This window comes from Bordetella sp. 15P40C-2 (assembly GCF_009763235.1).
GTDB lineage: Bacteria > Pseudomonadota > Gammaproteobacteria > Burkholderiales > Burkholderiaceae_B > Bordetella_A.
In genome coordinates this window covers 22018-39021 of sequence record NZ_WSJA01000026.1, presented here as the reverse complement: position 1 = coordinate 39021, position 17004 = coordinate 22018, and the positions used below count along the sequence as shown (strand labels likewise).

Below are 17004 nucleotides of genomic sequence, written 5' to 3'. Positions count from 1 at the left end.
GAACTGCCCGAAAACCGACACTTGATGGTAACAAAACGGCTGAGTTCCTGTCTCCGGATGCTACAGTTGCGCCCCGAACAGGTGCTTCGGGCGCAACACGCGCGCCGAAGGTAAACGGGAAACAGGAAGACGCTCGACGCGTCCAGCCTGTGCTGCCCCCGCAACGGTCCCCATGTCGCCTGATGACATGGCAGCCCGATACCGGCCAGTTCGACTAGCGGGACGCGAGATCGCGCCCCATTCCCGAGAACGACGTGCGGGGTCGCGCGTCATACCGAGGTTTATTTCATGAACGCCCGCCTTATCCGGCGCGCCAGTTTGTTCGTGTGGGCCATGCCCACGCTGGCCGCCGCGCAATCTGTTTCCTCCGAAACTCATCCCTCCTCCACCGTGCCCGAGTTGGGTAGTGTCACAGTCACCGCGTCACGCGTGCCCGTGGCCAACGACGACCAGCCAGTGCAAGTTTCCGTCCTCACCGAGGATCAAATCCGCCGCAGCAGCGCCACCACGGTGCAGGAACTGCTATCGACGCAGACCGGCATCCATACGATAGACAGCACGGGCGCGGCCGATCAAGCCATGGTGGACATGCGCGGCTTTGGTCTGGCCGGCAGCGGTAACACGCTGATCTTGATCGACGGTGTGCCACAGAACAATAACGACCTCTCCACGCCGGTACTGGGCGCCGTGCCCTTGTCGCGCATTGAGCGCATCGAAATCGTGCGCGGCAGCGGCTCGGTTCAATATGGCGGCGGCACAACGGGCGGCGTGATCAACATCTTGACCAAGCGCGGCTCGGCCGACGGCGAACCCGTCGCGGCCAGCGTGACTGGCTCGGTGGGCAGCCACCAGCGGCGTCAGGCGGATGCGGCGTTCAGCCTGCAAAATGAACACATCACCGTGGACGCCTACGGCCAGAGCCTGCGCACCGACAACTACCGCGACAACAATCGCGAGCAGCGCGACAGCGGCGGCGGCAGCATCACCTTTCGCCACGACAACGGCCAGATCCGGCTGTATGCGCGCACGATGCACCAGAAACTCGGCCTGCCCGGCCCACGCCTGGTCGACCCGGCAGCAGGCATCAATCAATACCGCGACGACCCGCGCGGCACGTCCACGCCCGACGACTATGTGAATACCCAGACCGACGCGTTTGGCATTCAGGTCGAACAGCGTATCGGTGCGGGCATGCTGTACGCGGAAATGAATCAGCGCGACAAGACGTTGCACGGGTTCACCGGCAGCGCCTATGGCGATATCTGGCGCGATCAGGATCTGGACGAGAAGACCGCTAGCCTGCGCTATCTGCTGCCGATTGCCGAAAAGCACGCGTTGATTGTGGGCGCCGATATGCTCGACAGCGACCTGGACGCATCGAATACGTATTCTTCATCGCCTCTGGCCGACGCCTGGCGCGCGAAACAGCGGCGGCGCGGGGTGTTCGCCGAAGTCCAGGTTCAGGCCACCGAAACCACCCGAATCACGCTGGGCGGACGCCGTCAGTATGCCAATGACGATCTGAAAACGCTGTCCGGCTACGGCGGCAATGCCGACGTGACCCGCCGTCTGGGCGCATGGCAGCTGGCGCTGCGGCAAGAACTGGGCGCGGGCTTCAGCTTCTACGGCAAGGCTGGCCGTAGCTTCCGCTTCGCGAATTCCGACGAGACGCTGTATGTCAGCACGCCGCTACAGCCGCAAACCTCAATGGACAAGGAGCTGGGCATACTCTGGCGCTCCGAGGCTTCCAGCGCCCGTCTGACCTGGTTCCGCTACGACCTGACCAACGAGATCCAGTACAACCCCCTGACGTTTTCGAACGTCAACCTGGATCCGACCCGCCGCCAGGGCATTGAACTCGAGGGCGAGCATCAGCTGACGCCTTCCGTCAGTCTGAATGGCAACCTGAGCTGGACGCAGGCCACGTTCCGGTCCGGTACGGCCAATGGCGTTAACCTGACGGGTAACACCGTCCCATTGGTGCCGAAATGGATGGCGAATGTGGGTGCGACGTGGCGGCCGACGGATAAACTGTTCCTCAGTCTGGCGGGCCAATACGTGGGCAAAGCGCGTATGGATAACGATCAGGCCAACCAGTTCGATCATCAACTGGATGATTACTTCCTCGTTAACGGCAAGGTCGGGTATGCCTTCAACAAACATGTCTCTGGCACATTGGCCGTCAACAATCTGTTTGATCGGGAATATGCGACCTATGGCATACGATCGGGCAGCACGGGCGGCAGCGGGTCGTACTACCTGTATCCGGCGTCTGGGCGCACCGTGCTGGCGTCCGTGACGCTGCGCTACTGATGTCGGGACTGCGTCACGCAGCTCCGCGAAGGCATGCACGCTGGTTCGCACTGACGTGCGCGCTCTTTGCCGGGGGTGCCCTGTCCGCGCCCATCGTCGCACCGTCTGGCGCCGTGCCGGCTACCGCCGACGCGACCATTGCGGTACGCGACGATCAGGGCCGCGAGGTCGTGCTGGCGCGTCCCGCGCGGCGCGCGCTGACTGCCGCTCCGCACGCAACAGAGTTGGTCTATGCCGCCGGTGCGGGCGACTTTCTCGTCGGCACGGCGCAAGGCAGCAACTACCCCGATGCGGCGCGCTCGCTGCCAGGCATCGGCACGACCTTGGGGCCAAATCTGGAGATCGCGATGACGCTGCGTCCGGATCTGCTCATCGCTTGGCAGCCCCTGACTCCCGACCGGCTGGGCGATCTGATGCTGCGCCTGAACGTACCGGTCTATTACAGCGATCCTCGCACACTGGCCGCCATCCCCGACGCGGTGGAAACCCTGGGTCGGCTGTTCGGAACGGAATCGAGGGCCTCGGCCGCAGCGCAAGGCATGCGCGCACGGCTCGCGACTCTGACGACCCGCTATGCCCAACGCAAACCGGTACGGGTATTTATTGAGGCCGGCGCGCAGCCGCTATACACGGTGAATCGCGAAAGCATCATCAACGACGCCATCCGGATCTGCGGCGGCGTCAATGTATTCGCGGATGCCGATTTGCTAGCACCGCAGATTTCACTGGAAAGCGTACTTGCCGCCCGACCCGACGCAGTGATAACGAGCGCGATCCATCCTGAAGAGGCCCACGAAAACTTGCGCGCCTGGCAAGCGCGCGGCCTGCCCGCCGCGCAACGTGGCCACGTCTACACACTGGACGCCGACGCCCTGTATCGCCCCGGCCCGCGCCTGATCGATGTAACCGAGCAGCTCTGCGCACACCTGGATAAAATCCGTCACTCCGTAGAATAAAGAAGCCCGCTGCGATTATCATGGTCGTTTCGCCGAGGGTCGTAGACCCGGCGGCCCGCCTTTCAAAATCAGCACGCATCACAATGACGACTCAAGACACTCTGACTATTGCAGGACGCGACTATCAGTCCCGCCTTCTGGTAGGCACCGGCAAGTACAAGGATTTCGAACAGACGCGCGCCGCGCTCGACGCGAGCGGCGCGGAAATCGTCACGGTAGCCATCCGCCGTACCAATATTGGCCAGAATCCGGACGAACCCAGCCTGCTGGACTACGTGCCCACGTCGAAATTCACGTTGCTGCCCAACACCGCCGGCTGCTATACCGCCGACGATGCCGTGCGCACGCTGCGTCTAGCGCGCGAGCTGCTCGACGGCCACGATCTGGTGAAGCTCGAAGTGCTGGGCGACTCGCACACCCTGTTTCCCAACATGCCGGAAACGCTGGCCGCCGCCAAAACGCTGGTCAATGATGGCTTCAAGGTGATGGTGTATTGCACCGACGACCCCATTCAATGCCGCATGCTCGAAGACATCGGCGTGGTCGCCGTCATGCCCTTGGCGTCGCTGATCGGCTCCGGTATGGGCATTCTGAATCCGTGGAATCTGCGCCTCATCATCGATCAGGCCCACGTGCCCGTGCTGGTGGATGCCGGTGTCGGCACCGCCTCGGATGCGGCCATCGCGATGGAATTGGGCTGCGACGGCGTGTTGATGAACACCGCCATCGCCGCCGCCCAGGACCCGGTCCTGATGGCGCGCGCCATGAAAAACGCCGTGCAAGCCGGCCGTGACGCTTTCCGCGCCGGCCGCATGCCGCGCAAACTGTATAGCGGCGCGCCCAGCTCGCCCACCGAAGGTCTGATCACCGCCGCCCCGGCCAACGTACGATGATTCCCGTGCAGGCAACGTCCTCGGGGACGCGTCAGATCCCCAATGCGCTGAGCATCGCCGGGGTCGATCCGTCTGGCGGCGCGGGCGTGCTGGCCGACGTCAAGGCCATGAGCGCGCTGGGCGCCTACGGCTGTGCGGTCGTGGCCGCGCTCACCGCGCAAAACACCCAGGGCGTAACAGCGATTTCGCCCGTCTCGCCCGCGTTTGTCGGCCAGCAGATCGACACCGTGTTTGCGGACCTGCGCATCGATGCGGTCAAGATTGGCATGCTTGGTCAACAGCCGGTCACGCTGGTCGTGGCGGAAAAGCTGGCCAAATGGCAGCCGGCGCATGTGGTGCTGGACCCCGTCATGGTGGCCAAAAGCGGCGATCATCTGCTCGAACGCGATGCCGTCGGCGCGCTGCGCGAGGCGCTGCTGCCGCAGGCGACCATGCTCACGCCCAATCTGCCCGAGGCCGGCGTGCTGCTGGACGAGCGGCCCGTCGAAACCATCAAGGAAATGCGCCGCGTGGCCGAACGCCTGCGCCGCATCATGGCCTATGATGGCCAGCGCTGGGTCTTTCTGAAAGGCGGTCACCTGCCCGGCGACGATACCGTGGACTTGCTGCACGACGGCGATCGCATGATCGAGTTGCCCGGTCAGCGCATCCCGACGCGCAACACCCACGGCACCGGCTGCACCTTGTCCGCCGCGCTGGCGGCCCTGCTGCCGCAGTTCGACGATGTCCCCGAAGCCGCCCGGCGCGCCAAGGCCTATCTGGCCGAGGCGATTCGCCATGCGGACCGGCTGCAGGTCGGCTCAGGCCACGGCCCGACGCACCATTTCCATGCGTGGTGGTGAGCCGGCCGTGACCAAACACGCGCGCGGGCATTGTGATGTGCCCACGTTTACACCGAATCAGTACAATGCCCGCTGGTTCTTCCTGAATTCTTCTTCGCTGTCATGAACGCTTCGACCCTGCCTGATGTAGAAAAAGCCCGCTTCAACATGGTGGAGCAGCAAATCCGCCCCTGGGATGTGCTCGATCCCAAGGTGCTCGACGCGCTGTTCGTTGTGCGTCGCGAGCAATTCGTGCCTCCGGCACTGCGCGCGCTGGCGTTTTCTGATCTGGAAATCCCGCTGGAAATCGGCTCGACCAATACGCGCCAGAACATGCTGGCGCCCAAGATCGAAGCCCGTCTGGCACAGGAACTGCAATTGACGCCGACGGACTGTGTGCTGGAAATCGGCACGGGCTCCGGCTATCAAGCCGCGCTCCTGGCTCATCTGGCTCAGCAAGTCACCTCGGTCGAGATCGATAACCGTCTGGTCGCGTTCGCGCAAAGCAATCTGCAGGCGAACAACGTCACCAACGTTAAAGTCGAAACCGGCGACGGCCGCAACGGCTGGGGCACCACCGAATACGACGCCATCCTGGTCACCGGTTCCGTACCCGTGGTCCCGGACGCGCTGAAGTACCAGCTGCGCGTGGGCGGCCGCCTGGTGGTGATCGTGGGTCAAGCCCCGATCATGACCGCCTGTCGAATCACCCGCACTACCGCCGCCACATTCGAGACGGTCAACCTGTTCGAAACCGTGGTCAAGCCGTTGCGCGGGACCACTGTGTCGCACTTCAAGTTCTGACCCGCCTCCATGCGCGCCCGACGGATTGCGACGGCGCTGAGCCTGGCGCTAAGCGCCGGGTGGAGCCTGCCGGCCCATGCGGCCCAGGATCTTTGGCAAACATGGCAAGCTGCGCTAGCCAACGATCCGGTGTATGCGGCGGCGCGCGCGCAGTATCGCGCTTCGATTGAACAGCTGCCCCAGGCGCGCGCCGGCTTGCTGCCGGCCGTCAGCGCCGAGGTGGGCCTGATGTATCAGGACACGCGGGCGACCAACAATCTGTCGCAGCGAGTGCGGGACGACACCTACGCGCCCTGGCAGCTGGTGCTGACGCAACCGCTTTACGACTGGTCGCGCTGGCAGCGTTACGAACAAGCCAAACTCGGCGTGGCCGATGCGGAACTGGCGCTGCAGCAGGCCTATCAGGACCTGCTATTGCGCGTGTCGGATGCGTATTTCGGCATCCTGGCCGCCGAAGACGCCCTGACGGCGACCGAGGGCGAAAAAGCCTCCGTCGCGGCCCAACTAGAGGCCGCGAAACGCAATTTCGAACTGGGCACGGCGACCATTACCGACACCTATGAGGCCCAAGCCCGCTACGATCTGGTCGTGGCGGAAGAGCTCCGGTTACAGCACCAGCTGACCGTGCTGCGCGGCGAACTGACGCAGATTATTGGTCAACCGCCCGAAGCACTGGCCGAATTGCCGGCGGATATTGCGCTACCCGCACCACAGCCCGCGCGCCAGGAAGACTGGACCACGCAAGCCGAAGCGGCCAGCCTTGCCGTCGCGCGTGCCCAGCTGCAAACCCAAATCGCGCAACGCGAAATTCAAATCGCGCGCGCGGGCCACTACCCCACGCTGAGCCTGCAGGCCTCCAGCGGCCGCGCCAGCAACGCCAACCGCCAAACGGCAGGCAGTCGCGCTGCCGACAGTTCGGTGGGCGTCGTGTTGTCGGTGCCGATTTATTCCGGTGGCGGCGTGTCTTCGCAGGTCACCGAGCGTGTGCAACTCGAACAGCGTGCTCGCAGCGAATACCTGGCGGCCCGCCGTCAGGCCGCGCAGTCCGCGCGCCAGTATTACACCGGCGTGCTGTCCGGTCTGGCACGCGTGCGCGCGCTCGAAGCCGGCGTGAAGTCCAGCCGCGCCGCAGTGCAAGCGAACGAAACGGGCTACGAACTGGGAGTGCGGATCAACCTGGACGTACTGGCCTCGCAGCAACAGCTCTACGCCACCCAGCGCGATCTCGCGCAGGCACGCTATACGGCGTTATTAGACGGACTACGACTCAAGGCCGCGGGCGGCATTTTGTCTGAAGCCGATCTGGAAACCATCAACCGGCTGCTACGCCTGCCGCGTCGTTGAACAGACATGCGGCCAGCAGTCGTCGCCAATCACGACACGCCGCGGATCTTCTTTACCAATGACGTCGTGGAGCGTTGAAACTCAAAGGGAATCGCCACTGCGCGGCCACCCCAGGTCTTCACCAGCGCCGTCTCCGGCAGCGTTTCCATGTCGTAATCCCCGCCCTTGACGATCAGATCGGGACGCAGCTCGCCGATGAGTTCGACTGGCGTGTCTTCATGAAACGTGGTGACCACGGACACGCAACCCAACGCAGCCAGCAAGGCCGCACGGTCTTCTTCTCGATTCAGCGGCCGGTCGTCGCCCTTGCCCAGGCGGCGCACAGACTCGTCCGTGTTGATCGCCACGATCAGCGTCGCGCCCAACTGAGCGGCCTGATCCAGGTAAGTCGCATGCCCTCGATGCAGAATATCGAAGACCCCATTGGTAAAAACCAAGGGACGCGGCAAGTCACCGCGAGCCACGGCCGCAGCGCAGGCCTCGCGGGTGAGGATTTTGGATTCGAAACGGGCGGATGACATGGCGCGATTGTACGCTGAGGCGCAGCTCACCAAGACGATCGGTTGCCGCAGCCCACGTGTACGCCGTAGACGATTCGGGCGTTATGGGGCGGCCTATGCGCGGAATGCCTGACAGACTCTACCGGCCTGCCCCAAAGCACCAAATCGTTCCTTATGCCCCGACCGGCACGATAATCGGCCGCGGCTCGCGCGCGGAGATCAGATTCGAGACCTCCTTGCGGTAGCGGCTCAGATCCTTGACCGTGTCAAAGCTCCTGCCCAGCAGCTTGGACAGAATGTGCAGAATGCGCGATGCGACTTTGCCTTCCCACACATCGTCGAACCGGATCTGCGAGTCCAGCCAGTTTTCCAGCCAGCCCGGCTCGGGCAGTCGCGACTGCACCGTATCGTTGGGAAACAGGTCCTTGTTCACGTGCAGATTGGTCGGGTGCATGGCCTGCGATGTCCGACCCGCCGAGGCCATCAAGACCCCGATCTTGGAGAAGGACAAGCGGGCCTGCTCGCTGGTCTGCTCGCCACGGTCATGCAGCGCGCGGCGCATGTACTGCAGATACGCGCCAGCATGGCGCGCCTCGTCGCGAGAGATCGTGCGATAGATCTCGCGGATCACGGGCTCGGTGTGCCATTCGGCGGCGCGACGATACCAGTGGTTCAGACGAATCTCGCCGCAGAAATGCAGCATCAACGTATCGAGCTCGGGCGCCGGGTCGAACTCGAAACGGATCTTGTGCAGCTCCTCTTCGGTGGGCACCAGCTCCGGGCAGAACCGGCGCAGGTATTCCATCAACACCAACGAGTGCTTTTGTTCTTCGAAAAACCAGACCGACATAAACGCGCAGAAATCGCTGTCTTCGCGGTTGTCGCGCAAGAACATCTCCGTCGCGGGCAGCGCGGCCCACTCGGTGATGGCGTTCATCTTGATGGTGTAGGCCTGTTCGTCCGACAGCTTGCTGCGATCGAATTCGTGCCAGGGGATATCGCTCGCCATGTTCCAGCGCACGGCTTCCATGGTCTTGAAAAGTTCAGGATAAAGCATGTTTTGGCCCTATGTATTCCCGCTCGGGGCGCCTCTGTAGGTAAACGCCGTGTCATCACGGCTCAGTCGCTGTGCGCACATCACGCAAGCGTGTTTATCGCTGTCGCATGCGAAACTGCCGTGACACTGCACGACAGATTCATGACCGCACACTAACAACTGGTCAGCGAGTCAGCGCCCAAAGGGCCACTCCCACTGCAACCGCCAGCACCGCCGTCAAGGCGACCAACAAGCGATTGTTCTGCTCCTGCGCCTGGCGCAACCGGGTCATTTCCGCGAGCAGGTACGGCGATGTGTCAGGACGACTCAAGCGCTCGTACATCAAACGTGGCAAGGCCGGCAGCGTCTGTGACCATTGGGTTGCTTCCTTGGTCAAGGTTTGCCGCAAGCCTTCCAAACCGATGCGTCGCCGCATCCAGTTCTCAAGATAAGGTTTCGCCGTTTTCCAGAGATCGAGGTTCGGGTCCAATTGCCGGCCCAGCCCTTCGACGTTCAACAAGGTCTTTTGCAGCAGCACGAGCTGCGGCTGAATTTCCACGTTGAAACGGCGCGAGGTTTGGAACAGACGCAATAGCACCTGACCTAACGAGATCTCCGACAACGGTCGGTCGAAATAAGGTTCGCATACGGCGCGCACCGCACCCTCGAGTTCTTCTTCGCGCGTATCGGCTGGCACCCAGCCAGACTCGATATGCAGCTGCGCCACGCGACGATAATCGCGATGGAAAAACGCGAGGAAATTCTGCGCGAGGTAGTTCTTGTCGAACTCCGACAGCGAACCGACGATGCCGAAATCCAGGGCGATATATCGACCCAGCGTCTCGGGCTGGTCCGATACATAGATGTTGCCCGGGTGCATATCGGCGTGGAAAAAGCCATCCGAAAACACCTGACTGAAAAAGATATCCACGCCGCTGCGCGCCAGTTTCGGAATATCGATGCCGGCCGCGCGCAACCGATCCACCTGCCCCACCGGAATGCCATACATGCGCTGCATGGTGAACACGGTGGAGGTCGTGAATTCCCAGATCACTTCCGGCACAATCAGCCAATCGCCACGCCCGGAGGCCGCGTCGAAATTGCGGCGCAACTGACTGCAATTGGACGCCTCGCGCACCAGGTCGAGCTCGTCATGCAGATAGTTATCGAACTCGGCGACCACCTCGCGCGGCTTGAGCCGACGGCCATCGGGACCTGTGCGCTCGATGATGCGCGCGACCCAGTGCAATAGCGCCAGATCCCGCTCGATCGCCTCGCGCATGCCAGGACGCAGCACCTTGACGGCAACCTCGCGACCGTCGTGCAGCACCGCGAAGTGCACCTGCGCAATGGATGCGGATGCGACCGGATCCACCTCGAAATGCGCAAACAGCTGCGCGGGCGGCGCCCCTAATGCGGCCTCGATGCAGGCGGCAGCCTGAGCCGACGGAAACGGCGCCACGCGGTCTTGGAGCAAGGCCAGCTCGTTGGCGATATCGGCGGGGATCAAGTCGCGCCGCGTCGACAGCATCTGCCCGAACTTCACGAAGATCGGGCCCAACGATTCCAACGCACGGCGCAGTCGCAGTCCACGCGGGGCTTTGGGGCGGCGTCCCAACCGCAAGGTCCAACGCAACGTGCGGGCGAGCGGATGATTCAAACTCGATAACGCGAGGTCGTCCAGACCATACCGGTACGCCACGCCCAAAATACGCAGAATATGCAGAAAACTAAACATCGTCACCCGCCCCGTTGGCCGTCGAGTCGCGCCAGACGCGCTTCCAAGACAGCCGCCTGCCTGGCGACCTGTTCGCGTTGCTGGTCAAGCTCGGCCAAATCCAGCCGCCACTGTGCCAGTAACGGCGCGCCAGCCAGGGCGCCGCTTTCTTCGGCCAGGTATTCGGATACGTTGCGCCCCAGGCTCGTCACCGCCGCGCGTGCGCTCTCGCTCAAGACGCGCGCACCCGCCATCATCCGTGTCGCGGGGATATCCCCCACCAGACGCGATAACTCGTCCTCCGGATCCCAGCGCAGCTTTTCAGCCAGCTCGGCCACCACGCGGGCCAAGCCAGCATCGCCCTCGATGTGCGTGGCCTCGACCACATCGGGCTTTTTTTGCCCGGGTAACAGGCCCAGCGGATTGAACTTCGCCGGGTCCACGGTCAGGGTGACATCCGGCACCACTGCCGCATCCGCCTGATCCGCATACCCTTCGCTATTGATGGCCAGTCCGGTGACAAAGCCGCCCAATGCAAAGCGTACCGTCTTGCCCGCGTGGCGTGCCAGACGTTCACGCGCCCAGTCTTCGCGCGACAGCAAACGGTTCAGCGTACGGACGGCGACCTGCGACGGAGTAGGCAGTAGAGAAAAAGGCAGCATTGTCTGAAGCGGGCTCACGAAGGTGCAACGCCTGAAAAACAGAGATACCCGCAGTTTACCGGGTCGGCGACTTCATGCCTCGAATCGGACGGATCGCCGCAAAAAATAAGGAGGGCGCCGCCATGGCGGCGCCCCCCGTGGAAGGCTAGAGAATATTCGGGCAGCAGCATGGCCATGCCCTAGCAATTGCCATTCCCAGCGTGGGCCGTGCATCGCGCATCGACCCACTCGCGCAACCGATCAGCTCGCGTATTCCACCGGAATCTGCTGAATGCCAGCCAGCAGCCAGCCGCCTTGTTGGGGCTTGAACAGGTTCCAGACCTCTTCGAAGCGGAACGCCTCGGTGCCCGGCGCCTCGCGCAGCATGCCAGAGAAGCGCACGCTCGCCAGATGGCCGTCGGACACGGTCTCGATACCGAGCAATTCGGCATTGAGCAGCACAACCTCGGTTTTGTTGGGCGTCGCGCCACGTTCGGCCAGCTGCTGCTTGAGCTCGGAGATCAGATCGTCGGTGAGGTACTCCTGCAGACGGTCGGTGTCGCCGCTATCCCAGATCGCCTGGATTTGCACGAACTGCGCCTTGGCGTTTTTCAGGAACGTCGTCTGATCGAAGTCGCCTGGGATGAACCAGTTGTCGCTATCGCCAGCCGCCGGCACGGAGCTGGGCGCGGCGGCCGAAGGAGCCGCTGCGGGGGCAGCCGGAGCCGCCGCCGAGGGCGACAGCGATTCACGCCACATGGGCTGTTGCGATTGGCCTTGACGGGCGTTGTTCGCGCCATACGCACCCTGCATGGCCGGGCGCGCGCCACCGCCACGCAGACGGCGCACAATGAAGATCACGGCAAAGATCACCAACGCGATCAGCAGCATGCTGGAGAGCGCCTCGGCAAACGCGCCCGACAGGCCCATATGCGACAGGAGCGCGGCAATCCCCAGACCGGCGGCGATACCGGCGATGGGGCCTAACCAACGGGACATGCCGCTTTTAGCAGCCGTGCCAGCCGCAGCGGTGCCTGCAGCGGCAGCCGGTGCGGCGGCGCGATTGGTCGTGGTCGATGCGGCCGGCGGCGTGGTCGCCTGACGCTGCTGCATCACATTGGTGGACTGGCGACCTACGCTGGCGCCCCCGCCCGCGCGGCGGGCTTCGGCGTCAAAGGATACGACCAGCATGGACGTGCTCGCTACCGCGATCAGCGCGGCGGCGATAAACCGGGAGAATCCGGATCGAGACATATATGGTGACTCCTGACAAATTCAGGGCCCGATTAGAACCCTGTCCGCCGGCTCCCCGCGAGGCAGCCGGCTTTTCTGAACGCTTCCTGACAGAAAGCTGAATGTACACAGAATAACGGACTCGCCGGCGATCGACAAGTACGAATTTTTGGTCGGTTTACGAGGTATTCAAGTAGCGACGTTAAGGCCCAGGCTCGGGCACTCGTCATCGACCTGGCTTTCGCGTCCCGCCTGGCCACGCGGGCAAGGCCGTGTCAGGTGCATGCGTCACGGCTTGACCCGGATGAGGGGACACAATCCGGCAGGCCCCTCGCCAAGTCGCCTCAGCCGTACGCCCTTGACCAGATCACTCCAGCCGCACGCCCTCGTGCAAGGCGACCACGCCCGCCGTCAAATTGAAATACTGCACGCGATCCAGACCCGCCGTGCGCATCATGTCGGCCAGCGTATCCTGATCGGGGTGCATACGGATCGATTCCGCCAGATAACGATAGCTGGCTTCGTCGCCCGCTACTTTTTTGCCCAGCCACGGCAGGATATTGAACGAATACCAGTCGTATGCCGGCGCCAAGGGCTTGGCCACGCGCGAGAACTCCAGCACCAGCAATTTGCCGCCCGGTTTCAGCACACGGCGCATTTCCGCCAATGCTTGGTCCTTATGCGTCATGTTGCGCAGGCCGAACGCCACGCTCACGCGGTCAAAATAGCCCGACGGGAAAGGCAGCTTTTCTGCGTCACAGACCGCCGTGGGCAGCAGCAAGCCGGCATCGGTCAGCCGATCGCGCCCGACCCGCAGCATGGAATCGTTGATATCCGTCAGCCAGACTTCGCCCGTCGGCCCCGCGCGGCGCGCGAACGCCTTGGCGAGGTCGCCCGTGCCGCCCGCGATATCGAGCACCTTCATGCCGGGGCGCACCGCGGCGCGGCCGATGGTAAACGCCTTCCACACACGATGCAGACCGCCCGACATCAGGTCGTTCATGACGTCGTAGCGCGAGGCCACCGAATGGAAGACCTCGGCGACCTTGCGTGCCTTTTCGCTTTCGGGAACCGATTGAAAGCCAAAATGGGTGCTGGTCGAATCGGAAGAAGAATCAGGTTGTTGTTGCATAGTCATAGCCCGGTATATGCCGCAATGGTAGCCGATCGAGGCCCGTCACAACAGAAATGGCCACCCGCGACGCGATTCGTCACATACCTGAAATATTACGGCCATACTATCGTCACGTTCGCGCTCACGCGCTCCCTGTGCCCTACTGCTTATGTCGAGTACCATTCTCGTCGTCGAAGACGAACCCGCCATTCAGGAATTGATCGCCGTTAATCTGTCGTTTGCCGGCCATAAAGTCCTGCGCGCCTTCGACGCCGAGCAAGCTCAAACGCTCATCAGCGCCGAGCTCCCTGACCTGATTCTGCTGGACTGGATGCTACCCGGGACCTCCGGGCTGGCGTTGGCGCGCAAGCTGCGCGCCAACGAACGCACGCGCGGCGTGCCCGTCATCATGCTGACGGCCAAAGGCGCAGAACAGGACAAGGTCGACGGTCTGGAGGCCGGCGCCGACGACTACATCACCAAGCCCTTTTCCCCGAAAGAGCTGGTCGCCCGGATCAAGGCCGTGCTGCGCCGCCGTGCGCCACAGCTGACCGATGACATCATCGAGGTGGGTGCTCTCAAGCTCGATCCGACAACGCATCGCCTGATGGGTAACGATGCGCCGCTGGCCATCGGGCCGACGGAATTCCGGCTGCTGCACTTTTTCATGACGCATCCCGAACGGGTCTTCTCGCGCTCGCAGCTGCTGGATCAGGTGTGGGGGGATCATGTCTTTGTCGAAGAGCGTACGGTGGACGTACATATCCGGCGGCTGCGCCGCGCGCTGGAACCCTCGGGGCATGACGCCCACATCGAAACCGTGCGCGGCAGCGGGTACCGATTCACCGCCAGGCCGCCCGCGCGATAAGCCGCCGCGATGATCTGGCTGCGCACCCTCACCCTGCTACTTCTCTGGGCCTTGATCGCCTGGGGCGTGCAACGGCTTATCGGCGACCCTGCGGGTTGGATAACGTTCTCAGGCGGGCTGGTGTTTTCGCTGCTGTGGCGCGTCTGGCGCATGCGCGCGGTGTCGTACTGGGCCCATCACCCGGAAGCCGCGCCGCCGGCCTCGGCCGGCCCGTGGGACGATATTCTCGCCCCGCTCTATCGCTACACGCGCGCCCGCGCCCGCGAACTGACCGAGGCGCGCGCCACCATGCAAAGCATGCTGTCGGCCGCCCAGGCCTTGCCCGACGGGATCGTGACTCTGAGCCGGGACTTTCACATTGAATGGTGCAACCGGGTGGCGCGGCATCACTTGTCCCTCAGCCTGCCAGACGATCGGGGCCAGAATCTCTTGAATCTGCTGCGCGCGCCCGAGTTCGTCGCGTACGCCCAGAGCGAAGAATGGTCCGAGCCCATCATCGTGCGCTTGACCCACGGGGATCAGGAGCGCGCCATGATGATGCATCTGGCAGCCTATGCCAGCGATCGACGACTGTTGATCACGCGCGATGTCTCGCAGATCGAAAAGCTGGAAACCACGCGCCGCGACTTTGTAGCCAATGTGTCGCACGAGCTGCGCACGCCTCTGACCGTGCTGGCGGGCTTTGTGGAAACCTTGCGCGACATGCCGCCCGAGGCGCTGACGGATGAGCAGCGCAGTCAGTACTTGGGCCTGATGCACGAGCAGGCCACGCGCATGCAGGCGCTCGTCGATGACCTGCTCACGCTATCCACGCTGGAATCGTCGCCTGTTTCGGATCTGCGCTCCGTGCAGGCACCCGCGGTACTGCTGACGCTACGTCAGCAAATCGAGGCGCTCTCGGGGGGGAGACACCATTTTCAGTGGGACATCGATGAATCCCTCGATGTCCTCGGGGCGCAATCCGAGATGTCCTCAGCCATGTCGAATCTGCTCACCAATGCCGTACGCTACACCCCGGAGGGCGGAACCATCACGGTGAGTTGGCAAAGCACACCCGATGGCGGCGCGCGCTACAGCGTGCAGGATACGGGCATCGGCATCGCCGCCCATCATATTCCCCGTCTGACCGAACGCTTCTATCGGGTGGATCGCGGGCGATCGCGCGCCGTGGGCGGCACAGGGCTGGGTTTGGCGATTACCAAGCACATCGCGATTCGCCATGATGCGGAACTGGTGATCACGAGCGAGGTCGGTCGCGGCAGTACGTTTGCGCTGCAGTTTCCGCCTGAGCGTGTCGCGGCCGATTGATGGCGCCCTGTACGAACTGCGCTACAGGAGCAGGCACGTCGCGTGCGGCGACACCGTGATCGCCTTACCGTCCGAGTGGGTTCTCGTTCATGTGGGCATGCTGTCCTTCACAATGAATGGATGAAACGCGCGTGCCGGACGCGCCGGGCCGCATCTGCCCGGCCTCCGCTTTAACAGCGTTCATTCCGTGCCGACCTACCTGAGCGGCGTTGCATCGAGAACTCGCTTTTTATTGCCCTTGCCTTATCCGTACCTATGACCAAGATCGTCCTGTTCGAGAATGTCCATCCCAGCGCCCGTGAGGTCTTTGCCGCGGCGGGCTATACCGACATCGTCACGCATGCGACCGCGTTGCCGCCCGCCGAACTGCGCGAGGCATTGCGCGGCGCGCAGGTGGTGGGCATACGTTCTCGCACGCAAATGGACGCCGAGGCGTTTGCAGCCGCCACCGATCTGCGTGTGGTGGGATGCTTTTGCATCGGCACCAATCAGGTCGATCTGGACCACGCCATGAATCGCGGCATTCCCGTGTTCAATGCGCCGTTTTCCAACACCCGCTCGGTCGCCGAGCTGGTGCTAGGCGAGGCGATCCTGCTATTGCGCCGTATCCCGGAAAAGAACGAGCGCGTGCATCAAGGCCACTGGGACAAGACCGCCAAGGGCGCATTCGAGACACGCGGCAAAACGCTGGGCATCGTGGGCTATGGCAACATCGGCTCGCAGATCAGCACGCTGGCCGAAAGCATCGGCATGCGCGTGGTGTTTCACGATGTCGAAGCCAAACTGCCACGCGGCAATGCCCGCGCGGTGACAACGTTGACGGACTTGCTGGAACAGGCCGATGTCGTGACGTTGCACGTCCCCGGCGGCGCGAGCACCGAAAACTTGATTAACGCGCAGACGCTCACGCATATGAAGCGAGGCGCGATCCTCATCAATGCGTCGCGTGGCACGGTCGTCGATATCGATGCGCTGCATGAGGCGCTGAAATCCGGCCATCTGGGTGGCGCGGCGTTGGACGTATTCCCCACCGAGCCCAAGGGGCCGAACGAGCCGCTAGACAGCCCGCTGATCGGCGTGCCGAACGTGCTGCTCACGCCCCATATCGGCGGCAGCACACAGGAATCGCAGGAAAACATCGGCCGCGAAGTCGCGGAAAAATTGGTGCGCTTCATGCAAGCCGGCACGACCAAGGGCGCGGTGAATTTCCCAGAATTGCCGTATCTGGAGCCCGCGGGCAAGGCGCGCATTTTGCACGTACACCGCAATGCGCCCGGCGCGCTGGGCACGCTGGATAACTTGCTCGCGGAACAAGGCCTCAACATCCTCAGCCAAAGCCTGCAAACGCGTGGCCAGATCGGCTATGTGATCACGGACGTGGACGGCGAGGTCAGCGAAGCGGTACTGGCCAAGCTGTGCGCGCATCCGATCACGGTGCGCTGCGATCTGGTGTAGT

Annotated in this window: 15 protein-coding genes and 1 riboswitch; of the genes, 9 read left to right on the top strand and 6 right to left on the bottom strand. The window is 63.2% G+C overall.

The annotated features are described in order from the left end of the window. The first annotated feature begins 62 nt into the window (after positions 1 to 62). Positions 63 to 225, top strand: a riboswitch (cobalamin riboswitch). 63 nt (positions 226 to 288) lie between these two features. The 6 genes from GOQ25_RS12840 to GOQ25_RS12815 all read left to right on the top strand — a co-directional run bounded on the left by GOQ25_RS12840 (position 289) and on the right by GOQ25_RS12815 (position 7131). Further along, the gene (locus GOQ25_RS12840; protein ID WP_160350877.1) at positions 289 to 2313 is read left to right on the top strand and encodes a TonB-dependent receptor; all 2025 of its coding nucleotides are present in this window, start codon (positions 289 to 291) and stop codon (positions 2311 to 2313) included. Continuing rightward, complete coding sequence (locus tag GOQ25_RS12835; RefSeq protein ID WP_160350876.1) at positions 2313 to 3269, top strand: cobalamin-binding protein; 957 nt, start codon at positions 2313 to 2315, stop codon at positions 3267 to 3269. Before GOQ25_RS12840 ends, GOQ25_RS12835 begins: the two co-directional genes overlap by 1 nt. A gap of 83 nt (positions 3270 to 3352) precedes the next feature. Beyond that, positions 3353 to 4162 (top strand): thiazole synthase, encoded by an 810-nt coding sequence (locus GOQ25_RS12830; protein WP_160350875.1) that lies wholly within the window; start codon positions 3353 to 3355, stop codon positions 4160 to 4162. Next, positions 4159 to 5004, top strand: coding sequence for a bifunctional hydroxymethylpyrimidine kinase/phosphomethylpyrimidine kinase (gene thiD, locus GOQ25_RS12825; RefSeq protein ID WP_160350874.1), 846 nt, complete (start codon positions 4159 to 4161; stop codon positions 5002 to 5004). Before GOQ25_RS12830 ends, thiD begins: the two co-directional genes overlap by 4 nt. Before the next feature lie 102 nt (positions 5005 to 5106). Then, positions 5107 to 5787, top strand: a complete 681-nt coding sequence (locus GOQ25_RS12820) for a protein-L-isoaspartate O-methyltransferase (protein ID WP_160350873.1) — start codon at positions 5107 to 5109, stop codon at positions 5785 to 5787. 9 nt (positions 5788 to 5796) lie between these two features. Further along, positions 5797 to 7131 carry a TolC family outer membrane protein gene (locus GOQ25_RS12815; RefSeq protein WP_160350872.1) on the top strand — a complete coding sequence of 445 codons (1335 nt, stop codon included), beginning with the start codon at positions 5797 to 5799 and terminating at the stop codon, positions 7129 to 7131. 29 nt (positions 7132 to 7160) lie between these two features. Here the strand turns inward: GOQ25_RS12815 and rfaE2 are convergent, their stop codons facing one another. From rfaE2 to ubiE, 6 genes are all read right to left on the bottom strand, one after another. Next, positions 7161 to 7652 (bottom strand): D-glycero-beta-D-manno-heptose 1-phosphate adenylyltransferase, encoded by a 492-nt coding sequence (gene rfaE2, locus GOQ25_RS12810; RefSeq protein ID WP_160350871.1) that lies wholly within the window; start codon positions 7650 to 7652, stop codon positions 7161 to 7163. A gap of 151 nt (positions 7653 to 7803) precedes the next feature. Further along, a complete protein-coding gene (locus GOQ25_RS12805; protein ID WP_160350870.1) occupies positions 7804 to 8688 on the bottom strand; it encodes a ferritin-like domain-containing protein in 885 nt (294 codons plus the stop codon). Positions 8689 to 8851: 163 nt separating this feature from the next. Further along, a complete protein-coding gene (gene ubiB / locus GOQ25_RS12800; RefSeq protein WP_160350869.1) occupies positions 8852 to 10405 on the bottom strand; it encodes a ubiquinone biosynthesis regulatory protein kinase UbiB in 1554 nt (517 codons plus the stop codon). Positions 10406 to 10407: 2 nt separating this feature from the next. After that, entirely contained in the window at positions 10408 to 11046 is a 639-nt protein-coding gene (locus GOQ25_RS12795) for an SCP2 domain-containing protein (RefSeq protein WP_160350868.1), read from the bottom strand. Between the two features lie 240 nt (positions 11047 to 11286). Then, entirely contained in the window at positions 11287 to 12279 is a 993-nt protein-coding gene (locus GOQ25_RS12790) for a Tim44 domain-containing protein (RefSeq protein ID WP_160350867.1), read from the bottom strand. A gap of 346 nt (positions 12280 to 12625) precedes the next feature. Continuing rightward, a complete protein-coding gene (gene ubiE, locus GOQ25_RS12785) occupies positions 12626 to 13396 on the bottom strand; it encodes a bifunctional demethylmenaquinone methyltransferase/2-methoxy-6-polyprenyl-1,4-benzoquinol methylase UbiE (RefSeq protein WP_160350866.1) in 771 nt (256 codons plus the stop codon). A 145-nt stretch (positions 13397 to 13541) separates the two neighbouring features. Here ubiE and phoB point away from each other — a divergent pair, with 145 nt between their 5' ends. The 3 genes from phoB (at position 13542) to serA (ending at position 17003) form a co-directional block, all read left to right on the top strand. Then, positions 13542 to 14240 (top strand): phosphate regulon transcriptional regulator PhoB, encoded by a 699-nt coding sequence (phoB, locus tag GOQ25_RS12780; protein WP_160350865.1) that lies wholly within the window; start codon positions 13542 to 13544, stop codon positions 14238 to 14240. A 9-nt stretch (positions 14241 to 14249) separates the two neighbouring features. Beyond that, positions 14250 to 15548, top strand: coding sequence for a phosphate regulon sensor histidine kinase PhoR (phoR, locus tag GOQ25_RS12775; RefSeq protein ID WP_160350864.1), 1299 nt, complete (start codon positions 14250 to 14252; stop codon positions 15546 to 15548). A gap of 255 nt (positions 15549 to 15803) precedes the next feature. Beyond that, on the top strand, positions 15804 to 17003 hold the full coding sequence (gene serA, locus GOQ25_RS12770; RefSeq protein ID WP_160350863.1) for a phosphoglycerate dehydrogenase: 1200 nt from the start codon (positions 15804 to 15806) through the stop codon (positions 17001 to 17003). Position 17004: the final 1 nt, after the last annotated feature.

Coding starts and splice junctions, on each gene's coding strand:
- GOQ25_RS12840 (WP_160350877.1), top strand. CDS start 289: ATGAACGCCCGCCTTATCCGGCGCGCCAGTTTGTTCGTGTGGGCCATG.
- GOQ25_RS12835 (WP_160350876.1), top strand. CDS start 2,313: ATGTCGGGACTGCGTCACGCAGCTCCGCGAAGGCATGCACGCTGGTTC.
- GOQ25_RS12830 (WP_160350875.1), top strand. CDS start 3,353: ATGACGACTCAAGACACTCTGACTATTGCAGGACGCGACTATCAGTCC.
- thiD (WP_160350874.1), top strand. CDS start 4,159: ATGATTCCCGTGCAGGCAACGTCCTCGGGGACGCGTCAGATCCCCAAT.
- GOQ25_RS12820 (WP_160350873.1), top strand. CDS start 5,107: ATGAACGCTTCGACCCTGCCTGATGTAGAAAAAGCCCGCTTCAACATG.
- GOQ25_RS12815 (WP_160350872.1), top strand. CDS start 5,797: ATGCGCGCCCGACGGATTGCGACGGCGCTGAGCCTGGCGCTAAGCGCC.
- rfaE2 (WP_160350871.1), bottom strand. CDS start 7,652: ATGTCATCCGCCCGTTTCGAATCCAAAATCCTCACCCGCGAGGCCTGC.
- GOQ25_RS12805 (WP_160350870.1), bottom strand. CDS start 8,688: ATGCTTTATCCTGAACTTTTCAAGACCATGGAAGCCGTGCGCTGGAAC.
- ubiB (WP_160350869.1), bottom strand. CDS start 10,405: ATGTTTAGTTTTCTGCATATTCTGCGTATTTTGGGCGTGGCGTACCGG.
- GOQ25_RS12795 (WP_160350868.1), bottom strand. CDS start 11,046: ATGCTGCCTTTTTCTCTACTGCCTACTCCGTCGCAGGTCGCCGTCCGT.
- GOQ25_RS12790 (WP_160350867.1), bottom strand. CDS start 12,279: ATGTCTCGATCCGGATTCTCCCGGTTTATCGCCGCCGCGCTGATCGCG.
- ubiE (WP_160350866.1), bottom strand. CDS start 13,396: ATGACTATGCAACAACAACCTGATTCTTCTTCCGATTCGACCAGCACC.
- phoB (WP_160350865.1), top strand. CDS start 13,542: ATGTCGAGTACCATTCTCGTCGTCGAAGACGAACCCGCCATTCAGGAA.
- phoR (WP_160350864.1), top strand. CDS start 14,250: ATGATCTGGCTGCGCACCCTCACCCTGCTACTTCTCTGGGCCTTGATC.
- serA (WP_160350863.1), top strand. CDS start 15,804: ATGACCAAGATCGTCCTGTTCGAGAATGTCCATCCCAGCGCCCGTGAG.